The organism is Halorubrum rarum, from assembly GCF_048380895.1.
Taxonomy (GTDB): Archaea; Halobacteriota; Halobacteria; order Halobacteriales; family Haloferacaceae; genus Halorubrum.
Genome location: NZ_JBLWMN010000005.1, coordinates 67,475 through 85,593, shown reverse-complemented (window position 1 = coordinate 85,593; position 18,119 = coordinate 67,475). Strand labels below are relative to the sequence as shown.

General features: G+C 68.0%; 19 protein-coding genes. 16 read left to right on the top strand and 3 right to left on the bottom strand.

The genetic code is table 11. The features are described 5' to 3' along the window. Positions 1 to 13 precede the first annotated feature (13 nt). Positions 14 to 1,114 (top strand): tRNA-intron lyase, encoded by a 1,101-nt coding sequence (endA, locus tag ACNSN7_RS04905; protein WP_418281085.1) that lies wholly within the window; start codon positions 14 to 16, stop codon positions 1,112 to 1,114. A gap of 71 nt (positions 1,115 to 1,185) precedes the next feature. Here endA and ACNSN7_RS04900 read toward each other — a convergent pair whose 3' ends face one another. Further along, a complete protein-coding gene (locus ACNSN7_RS04900; protein ID WP_418281084.1) occupies positions 1,186 to 2,481 on the bottom strand; it encodes a carboxylate--amine ligase in 1,296 nt (431 codons plus the stop codon). A gap of 169 nt (positions 2,482 to 2,650) precedes the next feature. Between ACNSN7_RS04900 and ACNSN7_RS04895 the strand changes: the two genes are divergently transcribed. Next, positions 2,651 to 3,148: a DUF5813 family protein gene (locus tag ACNSN7_RS04895; protein WP_418281083.1), complete on the top strand. Its 498-nt coding sequence runs from the start codon at positions 2,651 to 2,653 to the stop codon at positions 3,146 to 3,148. 183 nt (positions 3,149 to 3,331) lie between these two features. Then, positions 3,332 to 3,655, top strand: a complete 324-nt coding sequence (locus ACNSN7_RS04890) for a DUF7991 family protein (protein ID WP_418281082.1) — start codon at positions 3,332 to 3,334, stop codon at positions 3,653 to 3,655. Between the two features lie 30 nt (positions 3,656 to 3,685). On the opposite strand, the gene tmk is transcribed toward ACNSN7_RS04890, so the two are convergent. After that, entirely contained in the window at positions 3,686 to 4,279 is a 594-nt protein-coding gene (gene tmk, locus ACNSN7_RS04885; RefSeq protein ID WP_418281081.1) for a dTMP kinase, read from the bottom strand. A gap of 165 nt (positions 4,280 to 4,444) precedes the next feature. Between tmk and ACNSN7_RS04880 the strand changes: the two genes are divergently transcribed. The 7 genes from ACNSN7_RS04880 to thiM all read left to right on the top strand — a co-directional run bounded on the left by ACNSN7_RS04880 (position 4,445) and on the right by thiM (position 11,208). Further along, positions 4,445 to 5,341, top strand: coding sequence for a complex I NDUFA9 subunit family protein (locus ACNSN7_RS04880; protein ID WP_418281079.1), 897 nt, complete (start codon positions 4,445 to 4,447; stop codon positions 5,339 to 5,341). A 250-nt stretch (positions 5,342 to 5,591) separates the two neighbouring features. Continuing rightward, positions 5,592 to 6,770: a tubulin/FtsZ family protein gene (locus tag ACNSN7_RS04875; RefSeq protein WP_418281078.1), complete on the top strand. Its 1,179-nt coding sequence runs from the start codon at positions 5,592 to 5,594 to the stop codon at positions 6,768 to 6,770. Positions 6,771 to 6,783: 13 nt separating this feature from the next. Continuing rightward, positions 6,784 to 7,443: a 2-phospho-L-lactate guanylyltransferase gene (gene cofC, locus ACNSN7_RS04870; protein WP_418281077.1), complete on the top strand. Its 660-nt coding sequence runs from the start codon at positions 6,784 to 6,786 to the stop codon at positions 7,441 to 7,443. Positions 7,444 to 7,522: 79 nt separating this feature from the next. Further along, entirely contained in the window at positions 7,523 to 8,722 is a 1,200-nt protein-coding gene (cofG, locus tag ACNSN7_RS04865; protein WP_418281075.1) for a 7,8-didemethyl-8-hydroxy-5-deazariboflavin synthase subunit CofG, read from the top strand. A gap of 32 nt (positions 8,723 to 8,754) precedes the next feature. Next, positions 8,755 to 9,615 (top strand): mechanosensitive ion channel family protein, encoded by an 861-nt coding sequence (locus ACNSN7_RS04860; RefSeq protein ID WP_418281074.1) that lies wholly within the window; start codon positions 8,755 to 8,757, stop codon positions 9,613 to 9,615. Positions 9,616 to 9,731: 116 nt separating this feature from the next. Then, the gene (gene thiE / locus ACNSN7_RS04855; protein WP_418281072.1) at positions 9,732 to 10,370 is read left to right on the top strand and encodes a thiamine phosphate synthase; all 639 of its coding nucleotides are present in this window, start codon (positions 9,732 to 9,734) and stop codon (positions 10,368 to 10,370) included. Then, positions 10,360 to 11,208 (top strand): hydroxyethylthiazole kinase, encoded by an 849-nt coding sequence (gene thiM, locus ACNSN7_RS04850; RefSeq protein ID WP_418281071.1) that lies wholly within the window; start codon positions 10,360 to 10,362, stop codon positions 11,206 to 11,208. Before thiE ends, thiM begins: the two co-directional genes overlap by 11 nt. Positions 11,209 to 11,393: 185 nt before the next feature. On the opposite strand, the gene ACNSN7_RS04845 is transcribed toward thiM, so the two are convergent. Next, a complete protein-coding gene (locus tag ACNSN7_RS04845) occupies positions 11,394 to 12,170 on the bottom strand; it encodes an SDR family oxidoreductase (protein ID WP_418281070.1) in 777 nt (258 codons plus the stop codon). A gap of 169 nt (positions 12,171 to 12,339) precedes the next feature. Here ACNSN7_RS04845 and crtID point away from each other — a divergent pair, with 169 nt between their 5' ends. The 6 genes from crtID (at position 12,340) to ACNSN7_RS04815 (ending at position 18,094) form a co-directional block, all read left to right on the top strand. Next, positions 12,340 to 13,860 (top strand): bifunctional phytoene desaturase/3,4-desaturase, encoded by a 1,521-nt coding sequence (gene crtID / locus ACNSN7_RS04840; RefSeq protein WP_418281068.1) that lies wholly within the window; start codon positions 12,340 to 12,342, stop codon positions 13,858 to 13,860. Positions 13,861 to 14,020: 160 nt separating this feature from the next. Then, positions 14,021 to 14,878, top strand: a complete 858-nt coding sequence (locus ACNSN7_RS04835; RefSeq protein ID WP_418281340.1) for a prenyltransferase — start codon at positions 14,021 to 14,023, stop codon at positions 14,876 to 14,878. Next, complete coding sequence (gene cruF, locus ACNSN7_RS04830; RefSeq protein WP_418281066.1) at positions 14,875 to 15,771, top strand: bisanhydrobacterioruberin hydratase; 897 nt, start codon at positions 14,875 to 14,877, stop codon at positions 15,769 to 15,771. The genes ACNSN7_RS04835 and cruF overlap by 4 nt, the downstream gene beginning before the upstream one ends. A 91-nt stretch (positions 15,772 to 15,862) precedes the next feature. Then, positions 15,863 to 16,465 (top strand): NUDIX hydrolase, encoded by a 603-nt coding sequence (locus tag ACNSN7_RS04825; protein WP_418281065.1) that lies wholly within the window; start codon positions 15,863 to 15,865, stop codon positions 16,463 to 16,465. Between the two features lie 108 nt (positions 16,466 to 16,573). After that, positions 16,574 to 17,329, top strand: a complete 756-nt coding sequence (locus ACNSN7_RS04820) for a DUF2064 domain-containing protein (RefSeq protein ID WP_418281063.1) — start codon at positions 16,574 to 16,576, stop codon at positions 17,327 to 17,329. A 153-nt stretch (positions 17,330 to 17,482) separates the two neighbouring features. Then, positions 17,483 to 18,094: a hypothetical protein gene (locus ACNSN7_RS04815; protein ID WP_418281062.1), complete on the top strand. Its 612-nt coding sequence runs from the start codon at positions 17,483 to 17,485 to the stop codon at positions 18,092 to 18,094. Positions 18,095 to 18,119: the final 25 nt, after the last annotated feature.

The following is an 18,119-nucleotide window of genomic DNA, read 5'->3' as shown; positions in this document are numbered from 1 at the left end:
CGCGCTTATAAACATGCAACCGACAGGGGAGCTCCGCGGCGACGCCGTCCACGTCGGCGGCGACGCCCGCCAGCGCTTCTACGACTCCCGCGGCTACGGTCGACCGCTCTCGGGCAACGAGATCGCGCTCTCGCGGGTCGAGGCCGCGCATCTCCTCTTCCGCGGCGATCTCTCCGGCGTTGCGATCGACGGCGACGACGGCCCGACGCTCGGGTTCGAGCGGTTCTTCGTCGACAGCGCGGCAGCCACCGACCGATTCGCGGTGCGATACCTCGTGTACGCCGACCTCCGGGACAGGGGATTTTACCTCTCGCCGACCCGCGACGGATGGCCCGGCGGCGACGCCGACGTGGGCGATGCGGTCGATCTCGTCGTCTACGAGCGCGGGTCGACGCCCGACACCGGCGACGTGTTGTATCCGGTCCGCATCGTCGGGGAGCGCGAGTCGCTCCCGGCTGCCGACGTCGCCGGGCAGACGCTCGCGGTCGTCGACGAGGAAAGCGACATCACGTATTTCGCGGCGACGACGCCGGATATCGAGGGATCGACGGCGTACGATCCGCCGTCGGAGCTCACGGGCGTCCTGCTCGACGACCGAGTGATGGTCTGGAACGCGCCCGAGGCGCTCTACGTCCGCGGCTTTTACGGACAGCCGCTCACGGGTCGCGCCGCCGACATCGAGGGCGCGCTCCAGCTCTCGCTGGTCGAAGCGGCGTCGCTCGCGGCGCGGGGATCGCTGTCGCTGTCCCGGTCGATCGGTGACGCTGGGTCCGACCCCGCTGCCGACGCGATCCGTGCCCGTGGTCGGGCGGTCGAGGGAGATCGGTTCGACCGCCGGCTGTCGGTGTACGAGCGGCTCCGCGATCGAGCGGCCGTCCCCAAAACGGGGTTCAAGTTCGGAGCCGACTTCCGGACGTATCTCGACGTCGAGACCGTCGAGGAGCTACCGCACTCCGAGCACCTCGTCCGCGTCGTCGACCCCGATCACGCGTTCGCGCCCCGGGAACTCTCCTTGGACGTCCGACTCGCGGGGGGCGTCCGCAAGGAGATGGTGTTCGCGATGGCAGGGACCGACGGCGTCGACTGGCTGTCCGTCGGTCGCCTCACGCCGTAGTCGGACCGACTCGTCTCCGCTCCGCGCCTCGGCGCGCCGAACCGTCGACCGATCGCCGCACCGCTCCGGACTCAACAGGAGCAGTAGTACTCGCGGTCGACGAACTCCGTCTCGAACAGCTTCGCCGCCGGGGCGGGGTCCCCCGGACGATAGACTCCAGTCGTGAGCCCGGTCTCCTCCTCGAACGCACCGGACACGAGCCGACGCCAGTCGTCTCCCGAGAGGAGGTCCCAGAACCCGTCGTCGCCCGCGAGCAGTGCGAGGTAATCGCGGAGGTACACCCACCGTGTCGGATCGGTCCCGGACGACTCGTACGTCGCGTCGGTGACCGCGGCGTACGCCGCCATCGGGAGGTTCGCCCCCGCCGCGACCGGGAGCGATATCCACTTCCACGGACGGGTGTTGACGTCGAGGAGGAGGTACTCCTCGCGGTCGGCGTCGTACACGAACTCCGCCTCGCTTATGCCGTGGTACCCCGCGTCCTCCAACACGGCGAGCGCGCGCGCCTCGATCTCCGGATCGTCGGTCGTTTCGACGAGACAGGAGGTGCCGAACTGTTGCGGGTATCGGACGGCGGCGTTGCCCACGACCGCGAGCGCGTCATCGACGCCTGACGGCGGGACGTACGACGCGAGCGAGCGGTCCTCGCCGGTCGCGATATCGACCCGTTTCTGTGCCATCACTTCGACGCCCTCGGCGGCCGCGTCGTCGACGACGGAGGAGAACTCCTCTCGGTCGGCGACCTCGATCACGTTCGTGCCGAACGCCTCCTCGAACTCGCGTTTCAAGGCCGGCTTGACGACGAGCGGGAAGCCGAGCGCGTCCGCCGCCTCGTCCGGATCGACCCCGTCGTCTCCCAGTCGATACGTCTCGGGATACGGCACGCCAAGCTCCTCGCAGGTCGCGTACAGCGACGACTTGTTCAACACGTCATCGAGGGTGTCTATCCCCGAAAAGGGGAGTCGGACGCCGTCCGGCTCCGCCTCGGCGTACGCGAGCGCCCACTCGTCCATACAGCCGAACGCGACGGCGTCGATGCCGGCGGCGTCGACGATCGCTTCCACGTCCGTCCGGAAGCCGTCGAGATCGTCGAGCGGGTACGTCACCCTACCCGCGAAATCGACCGCGTCCGACGGCGGAGCGAGCCCGTCATGGGGTATCGTCCGGGAGTCGGTGTCGGTCCCCCCGGCATCGACCGAACCACCGGCGCGATCGAGCGCGATGACGGGAACGCCGTGTGCATCGAGCGCACGAGCGACGCCGAGACCAGTGACGTGGGCGTTGCTGACGAGCGCCGGCGGTCGGTCGAACGACGCCTCGGCGATCGCGTCTATCACCCCATCGGTGGAGAGGAACTGTTCTGCCATACGATTCATTGCGAGTCGACCGTTAAAGGGCCACCAGTACCGGCTTCGTGTGCCACTACCCCGGACGCGCGGCTCCTGCCGGAGATCGAGTCGGCGTACCCGGTCGCCGAACGGGAGCGACGTTCGGCGACACAACGCCCTTTTGAGGTCGTGGCGCTTCCGATCGGGTATGAGTCAACCCCCCGATCGCGTTCGACGCGCGTTCGCGGACCACGGGTCCTTCGAACGGGAGACGGACGATCAGTGGGTATCGGTTACGACCGCGTTCGACGGCGACGTGACCGTCGAACCCCTCGAGGACGGACGTCTGCGCTTCGAGATCACCGTCCGGGTACCGGTCCTCTCGGCTGTGACGACGGACCACGTCGCGGACGTGGTCGAGGACGGCTGGTCAGAGACGTTCGAACGACGAGTCGTCGACGTCGGCGGCGTCACGCGGGGCGACCACGAGTTCGACCCGGACGTCGAGCGCGACGGGGACGAGATCGTCGTCACGCTCTCGCTGGTCGAGATCAACGAGCGGCGGGGCGTCGACGACGCGGGCGCGCTGATCGACTTCGTCGAGGGGACCTACGTTCAAGGCGTGATCCCCGGCTACGAGTACACCGAACCGGTGGCCAGCGTGCTCTCGTCCGCCCGTCAACAGGGGTCAGGCGGAACCTTTTGAAGGGCCATAGCGAACAGGTGGGTACGGTCTCTCACTCCGGTCGGCGTCCCACACACCCGTCTCGACCGATCCGGAGCGCTGCTCACGTCACGGCGGGTCTGACTCGGGATTGTATATAAGGTACCGGGAGCGCGGGCGAGCGCTCTCCGATAGGGGGAAAAGCGGGCGGGTCCTAGCGGAGGTATGCTCGCGCTGATCGGGTTCGCGCTGCTCGCCGCGCTCGTCGCCTTTCACACGCTGCTCGCGGGCGTGTTGACTCGGTTCTTCAGACTGCGGCTGTCGACGACGTGGGGGTGGGTCGTGTACACGGCGGTGTTGACGCCGATGGTCCTGCTCGGGTCGACCTTGCTGTTCACGGGGTTCCTCGGCGTCGGATCCGGCGTCGATCTGGGCAGTCCGACGGTCGTCGCCGCCGTCCTCGTGTTTCTCCCGGTCGCACTCGGTGCGGCGATCGACTACCTCTACGTGCCGCCACCCGACGAGTACGAACTCCCCGACACGCAGTGAGGCGGCGTCGGAAACACGGGTTCGACGCCGTTACGTCGCGAGGAGATCGGCGACGACGTCCTCGACCCGACGTATCACGTCCTCCGGTGGCCGCGTCGCATCGACACGAACGAACCGCCCCGGCTCCGCGTCGATCAGCCGCTCGTAGTTGGCTTGAACCGACGCCAGATAACCGTCCTGTTCGAACTTGTTCGTCCGTCCCGATCGTTCCGCGGCGGTCCGGGCATCGAGGTCGAGATAGATCGTGGCGTCCGGCGGCCGCGAGAAGGCGCTGTGGATCCCTCGGATGTACTCCAGCGGGCGAGCGAGGTCGACGTCGCTTTCGGCCAACGTCGCCGCCTGATAGGCGAACCGGGAGTCGGAGTAGCGGTCCGAGACGACCAGCTTCCCGTCCTCGAGGGCGGGACGGACCGTTCCCGAGAGGTGGTTCGCGTGATCGGCCGTGTATAAGAACAGCTCGGCGAGCGGGTCGGCGTCGTCGTCGTCGATCGACCGCTGGACGGCGTCGCCGTACCAACTATCCGTCGGCTCGCGAGTGAACGTCGCGTCGGGATACGCGTCGTGTAACGCCTCCCACACGGTCGTTTTTCCGCTCCCGTCGATCCCCTCCAGCGTGATCAGCATGGTCGCGTTCCGACGTGGCGGGGGATAAATCGACTGGCTCGGTGGGGCGGTATCGGTGGGTCCGGATCCGGATCGACCGACTGGCACGCGACGGTCTCGACCCGTGTCTTGCGGACGTCTGACACACGCGGTAGGTTTACGGTGGATCCTTCCGATACACGTGCCATGAAGGTGCTGGTAGCCGGCGGAACCGGTTTCATCGGGTCGTACCTCTGCCGAGCACTCGCAGACGGTGGACACGAGGTGACGGCGCTCTCCCGATCGCCGGAGGACACGCCCGAGGGCGTCGACTCCGCGGTCGGTGACGTCACCGCCTACGACTCGATCGAACCGGCCGTCGACGGCCAGGACGCGGTGGTGAACCTCGTGGCGCTCTCGCCGCTTTTCGAGCCGAAGGGCGGCAACGAGATGCACGATCGGATCCATCGCGGCGGCACCGAAAATCTGGTGCGGGCGGCCGAATCGGGCGGGGTCGACGGGTTCATTCAGTTGAGCGCACTGGGTGCCGATCCGGACGGCGACACGGCGTATATCCGCGCGAAGGGACAGGCGGAGGCGATCGTCCGTGACGGCGAGTTCGACTGGACGATCTTCCGGCCGTCGGTCGTGTTCGGCGAGGGGGGCGAGTTCGTCTCGTTCACGAAGCGGTTGAAAGGTATGTTCGCGCCGGGCGTTCCGATCTATCCGCTTCCCGGGGGCGGTCGGACCCGGTTCCAGCCGATCCACGTCGAGGATCTCGTCCCGATGCTGGTCGCCGCCGTCGAGGACGACGACCACGCCGGAGAGACGTACGAGATCGGCGGTCCCGACGTGCTCACCCTTCGCGAGGTGACGACGCTCGTGTACGAGGCCGAGCGGACGGGGGTCAGGATCGTCCCGCTCCCGATGCCGCTCGCGAGGCTCGGTCTCACCGTTCTCGGTGCGATTCCGGGGTTCCCGATGGGGCCGGATCAGTATCGTTCGCTGAAGTTCGACAACACGACCGCCGACAACGACGTCGGTGCGTTCGGCGTTGACGAAGACGAGATGACGACGCTCGCGGAGTACTTGGGTCTCGAATGACTCACGGGACCGCGACGCGTCGTCGACGCGGCGGCGATGTCGACCCACGAGGGACCGGTACAAACGAACACGCGTTTAGTGTTGGTGTAGACTGCTCGACCGACGTCGTTCGAGTCGACGAAGTACGGCGGTACGAGAACGGAACGACCGCTTCTCGGGCATGGAAGTGGGTCTCAACGATGGTAACCCCATCAGAAGCCTTATATCGGAGATCCCTCTGTGTTTTTTGCAAGGACAAACGGGGTACACGATGAAACTGGCAATGATCGGATTCGGACAGGCAGGGGGGAAAGTCGTCGACAAGTTCTTGGAGTACGACAAGCGCACGGGCTCCGAGATCGTGCGTGCGGCCGCGGCGGTCAACACGGCCAAAGCGGATCTCATGGGGCTCGAACACATCCCCGAGAACCAGCGCGTGCTCATCGGACAGTCACGCGTGAAAGGACACGGCGTCGGCGCGGACAACGAACTCGGAGCGGAGATCGCCGAGGAGGACATCGACGAGGTACAGGGTGCCATCGACTCTATCCCGGTCCACGAGGTCGACGCGTTCCTCGTCGTCGCCGGACTCGGCGGTGGGACCGGATCCGGCGGTGCGCCGGTGCTCGCGAAACACCTCAAACGGATCTACACGGAGCCCGTCTACGGGCTCGGAGTCCTGCCGGGAAGCGACGAGGGCGGTATATACACGCTCAACGCCGCCCGGTCGTTCCAGACGTTCGTCCGAGAAGTGGACAACCTGATGGTGTTCGACAACGACGCCTGGCGGAAGACGGGCGAGTCCGTGCAGGGCGGCTACGAGGAGATAAACGAGGAGATCGTTCGACGCTTCGGCATCCTCTTCGGAGCCGGCGAGATCCAGCAGGGCCAGGAGGTCGCCGAGAGCGTCGTCGACTCCTCGGAGATCATCAACACGCTCGCGGGCGGCGGCGTCTCCACGGTCGGCTACGCTGAAGAGGAGGTCGCGGAGCGGAGCTCCGGCGGCCTGCTCTCACGGCTCCGAAACGACGACGGCGGGGACGAACTCGACAGCGCACACACCACGAACCGCATCACGAGTCTCGTCCGGAAGGCGGCACTGGGTCGTCTCACGCTTCCGTGTGAGATCGAGGGTGCAGAGCGCGCGCTGCTCGTGCTCGCCGGGCCGCCGGAGTACCTCAACCGGAAGGGGATCGAGCGCGGCCGCAAGTGGCTCGAAGAGCAGACCGGCTCGATGGAGGTCCGGGGCGGGGACTACCCGTACCGGGGTGCCGGATTCGTCGCCACCGTGATCCTGCTGGCGGGCGTCACGAACGTCCCCCGGATCAAGGAGCTCCAGCAGGTCGCCATCGAGGCACAGGACAACCTCGACGAGATCCGCGAGGAGAGCCAGGAGAACCTCGACAACCTCGTCAGCGACGGCGAGGACGAGCTCGAATCGCTGTTTTAGGACGGCCGCCGCGATGGAGGTTCTCGTCCCGTTTTCGTCCGACCGTCCGAAGTCGCGGCTCTCAGGAACGCTCTCATCGAGTGAGCGGGAATCGCTCGCACGAGCGATGCTCGCGGACGTCGTCGAGGCCATCGCCGCGACCGGCGAGTCTCCCAGGGTGCTCGCGACGGAGCCGGTCGGCGTCGCGATCGACACCGACGCCGAGGTGCCGGTCACGGTCGACGAACGAGCGCTGACTACGGCGGTCAACGATGCGATCGCCGATCCGACGTCGACTCCGAACGACCCCGGCGATCCGCGACGGAGCGTCGCGGTCGTGATGGCGGACCTCGCGCTTGCGACCCCCGGCGCGTTACGGCAGCTGTTCGACGCCGACGGCGACGTCGTCATCGCTCCCGGTCGAGGCGGGGGAACGAACGCGCTCGTCATCCGTCACCCGTCGTTCCGCGTCGACTATCACGGCGCGTCGTACCTCGATCACCTCCGGATCGCGGCCGACGTCGGTGCGACCGTTCGCGAGATCGACTCCCACCGGCTCGCGACCGACATCGACGAGTCGGACGACCTCGCGGAGCTGCTCGTCCACGGCGACGGCCGCGCCGCGACGTTGCTTCGCGAGGCGGGTTTCGAGCTCGACCGGTCGCGCGGGCGGGTCGGCGTTCGCCGCGAGTAGCGGACCCGGATTCACGCGGAGACCGACCGTCGGCGGCCGACCGCGACCCTTTTTGAGGCTCGACCGCGGACGGCAAGGCGTGTTCCCGGCAGCCGACGAGTACGACATCGAGATCGACGTCGACGAGACGGACGTCGAGCGGCTCCTCTCCGTCACCCCCGCCGACGTCGAGCCCGCCGATCGACTGTCGTTCGCCCGCAACGTCTTCGTCCCGCTGACGACCGCGTGCCGATACACGTGTACGTACTGCACGTATTACGACGTGCCGGGCGAGGCGACGCTTATGAGTCCCGACGAGGTTCGCCAGCGGTGTCGTGTCGGCGCGGACGCCGGGTGTACGGAGGCCCTTTTCACCTTCGGCGACGACCCGGATGAGCGGTACGAGGCGATCCACCGACAGCTGGACGAGTGGGGGTTCGACTCGATCCACGACTACCTGTATCGTGCGTGTGAGATCGCCATCGAGGAGGGGTTGCTCCCGCACTCGAATCCCGGCGATCTCACCGGGGAGCGGTTCGAGCGGCTCCGCGAGGTGAACGCCTCGATGGGCGTCATGCTGGAGACGACCGCCGACGTCGACGCCCACGCGGGCGGCCGTCGGAAGACGCCGGGCCAGCGACTGAACACGATCCGGGCGGCGGGCCGACAGGGGGTCCCGTTCACGACGGGGATCCTCGTCGGGATCGGCGAGGACTGGCGTGATCGCGCCGAGAGTCTCCTCGCGATCCGGGCGCTCGACGAGCGGTACGGGCACGTCCAGGAGGTGATAGTGCAGAACGTCGTCCCCAACGAGCGCTCTGCGTTCGAACGTCCCGGGCTCGACACGATGCGACGCGTCATCTCGATGGCTCGGGTCGCGTTGCCCGACGGCGTCTCGGTACAGGTCCCGCCGAACCTCTCGGCGGCGGCGGATCTCGTCGACTGTGGCGTCGACGACCTCGGCGGTGTCTCACCCGTGACGGACGACTACATCAACCCGGCGTACGAGTGGCCGGCGCTCGCCGAGCTCCGCGAGATAGCCGAGGGGGCCGGCGTGCCGCTCGTGGAACGGCTCCCGACGTACGCCCGATACCTCCCCGAGGACGTCCGTTCCGACCACGGCTCCGCCGCACCCGACCCCGTCGGCCGCGATAGCTGGGTCCCCGAGGCGGTTTCCGACCGGATCCGACGTGCCGATCCGCACGGCCGTCGGCTCCGCTCCGTCGCCCTCGGAGACGGTCCGCTTTCGGTCACACCTGATGGCCCGGACAGCGAGCGTACCGAACGTCGTCGCCAGTAGTTTCTTTAAATACTCTTCCGAAGGACGCCATGATGTATCCACTACAGATCGACGAGATCGCGAACGCCGTCGACGTCGCCGGTATCGCGGTCTCGCTGGCCCTGTTCGTCGTCGGCTTTCTCACCGTGTTTCTGCTCGGCAAGTACCTGTTCGTTCCGTCCGTTCGACGCGTACTCGGGTCGAAAGGCTTCGACGACGTCGTTCGGAGCCTCGGAACGAGCGTCGCCAACGCGATCGTGTGGTTCGCGGCCATCGCGATCGCGTTCACCGTCGCCGGATTCGGTGCGTTCCTGTCGGCGTTCGCCGTCTTCGGCGGCGCGCTCGCGCTCGCGGTCGGCTTCGCCGCACAGGACCTGCTCGGGAACTTCGTCGCCGGGATCTTCATCCTGAAGGACAAGCCGTTCGAGGTCGGCGACTGGATCGAGTGGGACGGTAACGCCGGCCGCGTCGAGGACATCGATCTCCGCGTCTCGCGCGTTCGAACGTTCGACAACGAACGGGTCACGGTTCCGAACGGCGACCTCGCGAACAACGCGGTGACGAACCCCGTCGCGTACGACACGCTGAGACAGACGTTCGTGTTCGGGATCGGTTACGACGACGACATCGATCGGGCGACGGACATCATCGTCGAGGTGGCCAGGGGCCACGACGCGATTCTCGACGATCCGGGTCCGTCGGTTCGACTCGTCGAACTCGGTGACTCCGACGTCGGGCTACAGTCTCGCTGGTGGATATCGGAACCCGATCGCGGCGACTTCGTGCAGGTCCGTTCGGAGTACGTCCAAGCCGTCAAGGAGGCGTTCGACGAGGCGGGTATCGATATTCCGTACGTCCATCGCCAACTCACGGGCAGCGTCGAGATGGTCGAATCGATCGCCGCGGACGAATAGGGCGGTCGACCGTCCGCACCCGGTTCCGTCAGTCGACGACGCCGACTCGACGCCTCCGAACCACTCTCCGACGCGGAACGGAACGGTTTTGTCGTGACTACTGGTTACTACCACCCATGGAACCATCGACGTGGCGGACGCATCTCGTGACACAGGAGAGCCGCTCGGCGGGTCGGGACACCCTCTCGATCGTGGAGTCGACACTGGAGGCTGGCGTCGACGTCGTCCAGCTCCGTGAGAAGGGGGTGGACGCGCGGAGTCGGTATCGGCTCGGTCTCCGACTCCGTGAACTGACTGACGAGGCGGGCGTCCCGCTGATCGTGAACGACCGGATAGATCTGGCACGGGCGGTCTCGGCCGACGGGGTCCACCTCGGGCAGTCGGATCTCCCGGTCGAGATCGCCCGCGACCAGCTCGGTCCGGATGCGATCGTCGGCTGCTCCGTTTCGACCGTCGAGGAGGCGACGACCGCGGAGGCGGTCGGTGCGGATTACCTCGGCGTCGGTGCCGTCTTCGGGACCGACTCCAAGGATGTCGCGACCGAACGGGACGGGATCGGTCCGGAGCGAGTCCGAACGATCGCCGACGCCGTGGACGTTCCGATCGTCGGGATCGGGGGGATCGATGCGGACAACGCGGCCTCCGTGATCGAGGCTGGGGCCGCCGGCGTGGCGGTGATCTCGGCGATCACGGCCGCGAACGATCCGGACGCTGCGGCTCGCGAGCTTCGGGAGGTGGTCGACGATGCCCGATGAGACGCCGATCGACGGCGAACTCGTCCGAGAGACGCTGTCCGGACTGGGTACGTCCTCACCGCTCGTTCATCACCTCACTAACGACGTGACGACGAGCGAGACCGCCAACGTCACGCTTCACTGGGGCGGGCTTCCGGTGATGGCGGACGCGCCAGCGGAGGCCGGCGACATGGCTGCGGGCGCGGACGCCGTCGTGATCAACACGGGAACGGCGACCGTCGCCGAGGTGGACGCGATGATCGAGGCGGGCGAGCGGGCGAACGAGGCTGACGTTCCGGTCGTCCTCGACCCCGTCGGCTACGGGGCGACGCCCCACCGCGTCGAATCGGTCGGTCGACTCCTCGATGCGGTCGCGTTCGACGTCATCAAGGGCAATGTCGGCGAGGTCAAGGGGCTCGCGGGCGAGGAGGCGACGGTCAGGGGTGTCGAATCCGTGGGGGAGGTAGCCGGCGTCGACGACGCGGCGCGGGCGCTGGCCGATGAGACGGGCGCGGTCGTCGTCGCGTCCGGCGACACGGACGTGATTGCCGATGCGGAGGCGGCGTACGAGCTCTCGGTCGGCCACGAGCGGATGGGGACGTTCGTCGGCTCGGGCTGCATGCTCGGAAGCACGCTGGGAACGATGGCGGCGCTGACTCGCGATCCGGACGCTCCGCTGGCGTCGACGCTCGAGGCGGCGTTGGTCGCGACGGCGGCGTACGGACTCGCCGGGGAACGGGCGGCCGAGGCGGAGCCGCCGGGACCGGCGAGCTATCGGACGGCGTTCATGGACGCGATCGCGTCGCTGTCGGCGGGGTCGTCCGATCTCGACGTCGATGCGCGCGTGTCGCGCTTATAAGCACGAACGGGATTCCAGGTGTACGCACGAACGGGCTTTGGGGGCGAACAGGCGGTGCGTGTCACAGCCGATCCCCCGACCGGGGATCGGCGGCCGACCCGCGCGGGACCGCACCACGCGACCGCGTTCCCCCGCGCGGCGAGTCGTTCGAGCACGGGTCCTCTGGGCCCGGTATCACGGATAAATCATCGGGTTGCCCGCTTCCACTCTCCGAGTCCGAGTCGTCCGCCGTTCAGGTCCTCGGCCGGAGCGTCGGTCGCGGCCCAGACGAACAGCGGTGCGACGCTCTCGGGATCGCGGGCCCGCTCCAGTCCGGTGAGATCGGTGGCGACGAGTCCGGGGTCGACGACGCCGACGCTTTGTGCGATGTCGGCCGCGAAGCCGCGGGCGACGGCCTCGGCCGCGGCCTTCGAGACGGCGTACGCGCCCATCCCCGCTTTCGACTCGTGTGCCACCGCGCCGGACGGAACGAGTACTCGCGCGTCGGTGGCGAGGTGCGGGAGCGACTCCGTGATCGTCGCGAACACGCCGCGAGCGTTCGTCCGCATCGTGTCGTCGAACCGGCTGTAGGAGGCGTCGTCGGTCGGGCTCTCGCCCGGCCCGCCGTGGAAGACCGCCGCGTTCGCGAGCACGACGTCGATCGGGCCGGCCTCGCGAGCGACGCGCTCGAAGAACCGTTCGAGATCGAACTCGTCGCGGACGTCGACGCGAGCGCCCCACGCTGTCCCGGAACCGTCCGCGTTCGGAGTTCCGTCATCGGTATCGTTCGCGTTCGCAGTTTCGCCGTCCGGATCGTCCGCGGTTCCACCGACTTCGGCGTCGTTCAACTCCGCAACGGTTCGATCGACGGCATCGCCGTCACGGCCGCAGACGGCGACGAACGCGCCCTCCTCGACGAACGCGTTCGCGACAGCCCGTCCGATCCCCCTCGTCGCACCGGTGATCGCGACCGTCGGATCCATATGCACTCGGATACGTTCGACGGCGACTTAGTCGTACTCACCGCTCTCGGTTCGGCCGCACCCACCGCTTCCGACTCTGCTCGTCGGCGGCGACGTCCGCGGCGACGTCGGCGTGTTCTCTCGCGGCGTCTGGCCGGTATTTATACCGCCCCCGCTCCACGGTTCACTCATGGACGCGGTCCCGGACATCGACGGCGTGGCCGGCGAGTCCGTCGTCGTTATCGGCGGCGGCTTCGGCGGCCTCTCGACGGCCTGTTACCTCGCCGACGCCGGCGCGGACGTCACCCTCCTCGAGAAGAACGAACAGCTCGGCGGGCGCGCGAGCCGCCTCGAAGCCGACGGGTTCCGATTCGACATGGGTCCCTCGTGGTATCTCATGCCGGACGTGTTCGAGCGGTTCTTCGGACACTTCGGTCGGTCGCCCGAGGAGTTCTACACGCTGTCGCATCTCGACCCGCACTATCGCGTGTTTTGGAAGGACGGTGACAGCGTGGACGTCGTCCCCGATCTGGAGCGGAACAAGGAGCTGTTCGAGTCGTACGAGCCCGGCGCGGCCGACGCGCTCGACGCGTACTTGGAGCAGTCGGAGTACACCTACGAGGTCGGGATGGAACACTTCGTGTACGAGGATCGTCCCCGACTACGCGACTACGTCGATCCCGACGTGCTCCGGTACTCGTGGGGGCTCTCCCTGCTCGGCAAGATGCAGGGACACGTCGAGGAGTACTTCGAACACCCGAAACTCCAGCAGCTGATGCAGTACACGCTGGTGTTTCTGGGCGGTTCCCCGACGAACACGCCCGCGCTGTACAACCTGATGAGCCACGTCGATTTCAACATGGGTGTGTACTACCCCGACGGCGGGATCGGGGCGGTCGTCGACGGGATCGTCGAACTCGGCGAGGAGCTCGGCGTCGAGTTCGTCACCGACGCCGAAGTGACCGCGATCGAGGGGCGGCGCGGCGCGTTCGCGATCGACACGGCGGGATCGGACGGTCACAACGAGTCCGGAGAGCGGTATCTCGCGGATCTGGTCGTCTCCAACGCGGACTACGCACACACAGAGCAGGAGCTGTTACCGCCGAGCAAGCGGCAGTACACCGACGAGTACTGGCGCTCTCGGACGTACGCGCCGTCGGCGTTCCTCCTGTATCTCGGCGTCGAGGGCGACGTCGAGGAGCTGGCTCATCACACGCTCGTGTTGCCGAGCGCGTGGGACGAGCACTTCGCGCAGATCTTCGACGACCCCGCGTGGCCCGACGACCCCGCCTACTACCTCTGTGTCCCGTCGAAGACGGACGACACGGTCGCACCGGCGGGGCACAGCAACCTCTTCGCGCTCGTTCCCATCGCGCCCGGGCTGGCAGACACGCCCGAACTCCGCGAGGAGTATCGCGACGTCGTGCTCGACGACATCGCCGAGAACACGGGGACGGAGCTGCGCGACCGGATCGTCTTCGAGGAGACGTTCTGCGTCGACGACTTCTCGGACCGGTACAACAGCTACCGGGGATCCGCGCTCGGACTCGCACACACGCTACGGCAAACCTCGCTGTTTAGACCGCCGCACGCCTCGACCGTCGTCGACGGGCTCTTCTTCACGGGGGCGACGACGACCCCCGGTATCGGCGTCCCGATGTGTCTGATCAGTGGACAGCTCACCGCCGAACGGATCGCCGACACGCTGTAACCGAGCCGTGACGGGACCCCATCACGACCCGACGGACGGAGCCGACTCCGAGCGTGACGCGTTGGACGGGGCCGACTCCGAGCGTGACGCGTTGGACGGGGCCGACCCCGAGCGTGATCCGACGGAGAGAGAGACCGACCGGCTCGATGTTGCCGACACGGTGGGGATCGCTGACCGCCTCCGCTATCTCGTCGTCCTCTCCCGGCCGCGGTTCTGGCTGTACTTGGCCGGACCGGTCGCCGTCGGCGTCACGTACGGTATCGGCGACGTCGGCGACCTGTTCACGCCGACGACCGTCGCGCTCGCCGCCTACTTCCTGTTTCCGGCGAACGTTCTCCTGTACGGCGTCAACGACGTGTACGACGCCGACATCGACGCGATCAATCCGAAAAAGGAGGGAAAGGAGGCACGGTGGCGGGGCGATCGGCTCGTCGCCGCGGCAGTCGTCGCCTCGGGACTGCTCGGAGCGGGAACGTTCGCGATCACGCCCGCGGTCGCGTGGCCGTACCTCGTCGGCTTCTTCGTGCTCGCGGTGGGGTACAGTGCGCCGCCCCTCCGATTCAAGACGACGCCGCTCGCGGACTCCGTCTCGAACGGGCTGTACGTCCTGCCGGGTGCCGCGGCGTACGCGACGGTCGCGGGCGCTCACCCGCCCCTGGCCGCGCTCGTGGGCGCGTGGCTCTGGACGATGGGAATGCACACGTTCTCGGCGATCCCCGACATCGAGCCCGACCGAGCGGCCGGGATCCGAACGACTGCGACCGTGCTCGGCGAGCGGCGAACGCACGCGTACTGTCTCGCCTGCTGGACGGCCGCTGCGGCCGCGTTCGCGACGGTCGACGTTCGACTCGGCGCGTTGCTCGCGGCGTACCCGGCGTTCGCCGCGTGGGTCGCCGTCTCGTCGGTCGACGTCGACCGGGCGTACTGGTGGTTCCCGGCGCTCAACACGGCCGTCGGCACGCTGCTCGCGATGGGCGGCCTCTGGCGCGTCTATCCGCTTTGGGAGGTGATCGGGTGACTGGTGACGACTCCTCCTCGACTTCGTCCTCGGGGGCGTCTGGTCCACGGACCGCGACGCTCCGGGACCGGCTGCCGGACACTCGACGGGGTGCGGAGACCCTTCTCGACCGGGTCGTCCGCGAGAACCGGTTCACGATCGCGGTGTTGTTCCCGGCGGTCGGCGCGCTCACGCTCGTCGGGAGCGCGGAGGGGTGGCTTCCGGAGCCGCTCGCGTTCAACCCGTGGTTCGTCCTGTTCGGCGTGGTGGTGATGCGCTCGCCGCTCGTCGTCGGCGTGTTGCCGCTGCTCGACCGGCGGGCGGTCGGTTGGATCGGGCTGTTGATCGCGTACACGTACCTCATCGAACTCGTCGGGGTCCGAACGGGATGGCCCTACGGGACGTTCGAGTACACGGTGAGTCTCGGGCCGATGCTCGGTGGGGTACCGCTGGCGCTGCCGGTGTTTTTCATCCCGCTCGTGATGAACGCGTACCTACTGTGTCTGCTTCTTTTAGGCTCTCGTGCGGCGACGTGGTGGATCCGGCTCCTCGCCGTGATCGCCGCGGTGGTCACGATGGACGTCGTGTTGGATCCGGGGGCGGTCGCGCTCGGGTTCTGGACGTTCGGCGGCGGCGCGTTCTACGGGGTCCCGATCTCGAACTACGCGGGATGGGTGTTGTCCGCGACGGTCGCGGTCGTCGCGCTCGACCGCGCGTTCGACACGGCCGCGCTTCGCGACCGGCTCGCAGGCTGTGAGTTCATGCTCGACGACATGGTGAGCTTCGTCATCCTCTGGGGGGCGATCAACCTCTGGTTCGGGAACGTCGTCCCCGCGGTCGTCGCCCTCTCCTTCGGCGTCGGTCTCGTCCGTGCCGACCGGTTCGACGCACGGCTGTTCACCCCGTGGCGGTGACGGCTCGATCGAGTCGGTGCGGCCGTCCGTTCCGCCCCCGCGCCGCTGCCGTATCGAACCCTTATTAGTCCCGGTCGACGACAGTGGTCTCATGAGCACTGAGGACGCCGACGCGCCCGGCGCGGACCCCGGCGGGAGCGTTGACGACGTCGACACCGATCACGAGAACGCCTTACAGGACGTCATCGCGGTCGATCCGGACGACAACGAGCAGGGGACGGTCAACCGACTCGACGCGCACACCGGCGACGGCATCCGGCACCGAGCGTTCACCTGCCTCGTGTTCGACGGCGAGGGGCGGATCCTGCTCGCACAGCGTGCGCCCACCAAGCGCCTGTGGGACGGTCACTGGGACGGGACGGTCGCCTCCCACCCCGTCGAGGGGCAGTCACAGGAAGCCGCAACCGAACAGCGGTTAGAGGAGGAGCTCGGCATCACGCCCGACCAGTACGACGACGTCCGAGTCACGGACCGGTTCGAGTACAAGCGCTACTACCCCAACGAGGGCGTCGAATGGGAGGTGTGTGCCGTGTTGAAGGTCACCCTCCAGGACACGTCGCTCGACGTCGACGACGAGGAGATCGGCGGCATGCTGTGGGCCGACTACGAGCACCTCCACGAGAACCCCGCGCTGTACCGACAGCTCCGCCTCTGTCCGTGGTTCGAGATCGCGATGCGACGCGACTTCTCCTAGCGGTCGGTTCGCGATCGGTCCGGTCGGCTCCGCCCCCGACGTGAAACGGCGACCACGCCGCCGACGTGAAACGGCGATTTAAAGGGTGCGCCGCGGCCACGTTCACGTATGACCATCGTCGCCGTACTGGCGGACCCGCCACGAGAGGGACTCGTCGCGACGGAGCTCGCGGAGTCGACGCCGTTGTCGGCCGCGGAGACCGCAGAACTGTACGAGGCCCTGCTGCGGGACGCCGTCCTCGCGGTCGATCGCTCGGGCGGCGACCTGCTCGTCAACTACCCGACCGACGACGACCTCCCGGCGGCGTTCCGGACGGACACCTCGCCGGCGGCCGAGCTCCGTGCCGTCGTCGCCGACACGCTCGGCGGGACCGAGGACGTCCGCTTCGAGCAGCAGGTCGGTTCGACGTTCGACGCCCGCGCGGGCAACACGGTCACGCACCTCCTCCGCGAGGAGGGGGCCGACTCGGTCGCGGTCGTCACCCCGACCGCGCCGCTGCTCTCGCGGACGACCATCGATTCGGCCGCGATGAAGCTCCGGTCGAGCGGGGTCGTCCTCGGGCCGTCGACCCGCGGACGGACGTACTACGCGGGCTTCACCGAGCCGATCGACTTCGAGGGCGCGTTCGACGCGCCCGCGCTGACGACGCTGACGAACCGCGGGCGCGACGCGGGTCTGGACGTGGAGTTCGTCGAGTCGCTCCCCGTGCTCGAAACGGGTTCGGACCTCCTCGACGTCGTCCCACAACTGCGTGCGCGCTTCGCCGCCGAGCGCATCGTCCCCGAGCACCTCGCGGCGTTCGTGTACGACCACGGCCTCGACGTCGTGGTCGAGGACGGCGACGAGCGGTTGGTGCGGGAGTGACGAAGCACAACAAGAGTTCTCCCGGAGTGGTGGTGACGAACAGACGGAGCCGTCTCGGCGATCGACCGGGTCCCACGAGGAGACGGACGCGAGACTACGACGCGCGTTTGTGCCTCGGTCGGATATATGTCGGCCCCGATCCATGACGGACGTATGCGACGACGCACGCTCCTGCCCGCCCTCGCTGCGGCGGCGACGACCGGTCTGGTCGGCTGCTCACGGCTTCCCCCAACCGGAGACGACGGTCCCGCCGTCGCCGACCGGTTCGACGGCGAACCGATCCGTCCCGAATGCGACGTCGAATCGGAGACGATCGAGGTCACGATGAACGACGAGACGCGGACGTACGAGACGGCGACGACGGTCCCGTACCCGGACCCGCCGACCGCGTTCGACGAGGACGCGCTCGTCGACTGGGTCCCGGCCTTCGAGGAGGCGTACGTGACCCACGACGTCCTCTGTGATCAACGCGGATCGGGTCATATCCTGCGCATCGACTACCAAACGGACCGGATCGAGGTCCTCGGTCGAGACGGGCCCGAGACGGTGGTTCGCCTCCGGTACGCCGGGGGCGCGACGGCCGGCCTGGACGACGGCGGGATATGGGAGGCCGATCTGGGACACAGCGCGGTCGCGTACGCGATCGACGAGACGGGGGCGGCGCGGGTCGCGCTCGACGCGTCGCTCGCACCCGGCGAGGAGGACGGCGAGTCGTCCGTGCCCGACCCGGTCGCCGAGGGCGAGTTCGTGGCGGCGTTCGACTGAGCGCGGACTCGGACGCGTCGGGGTG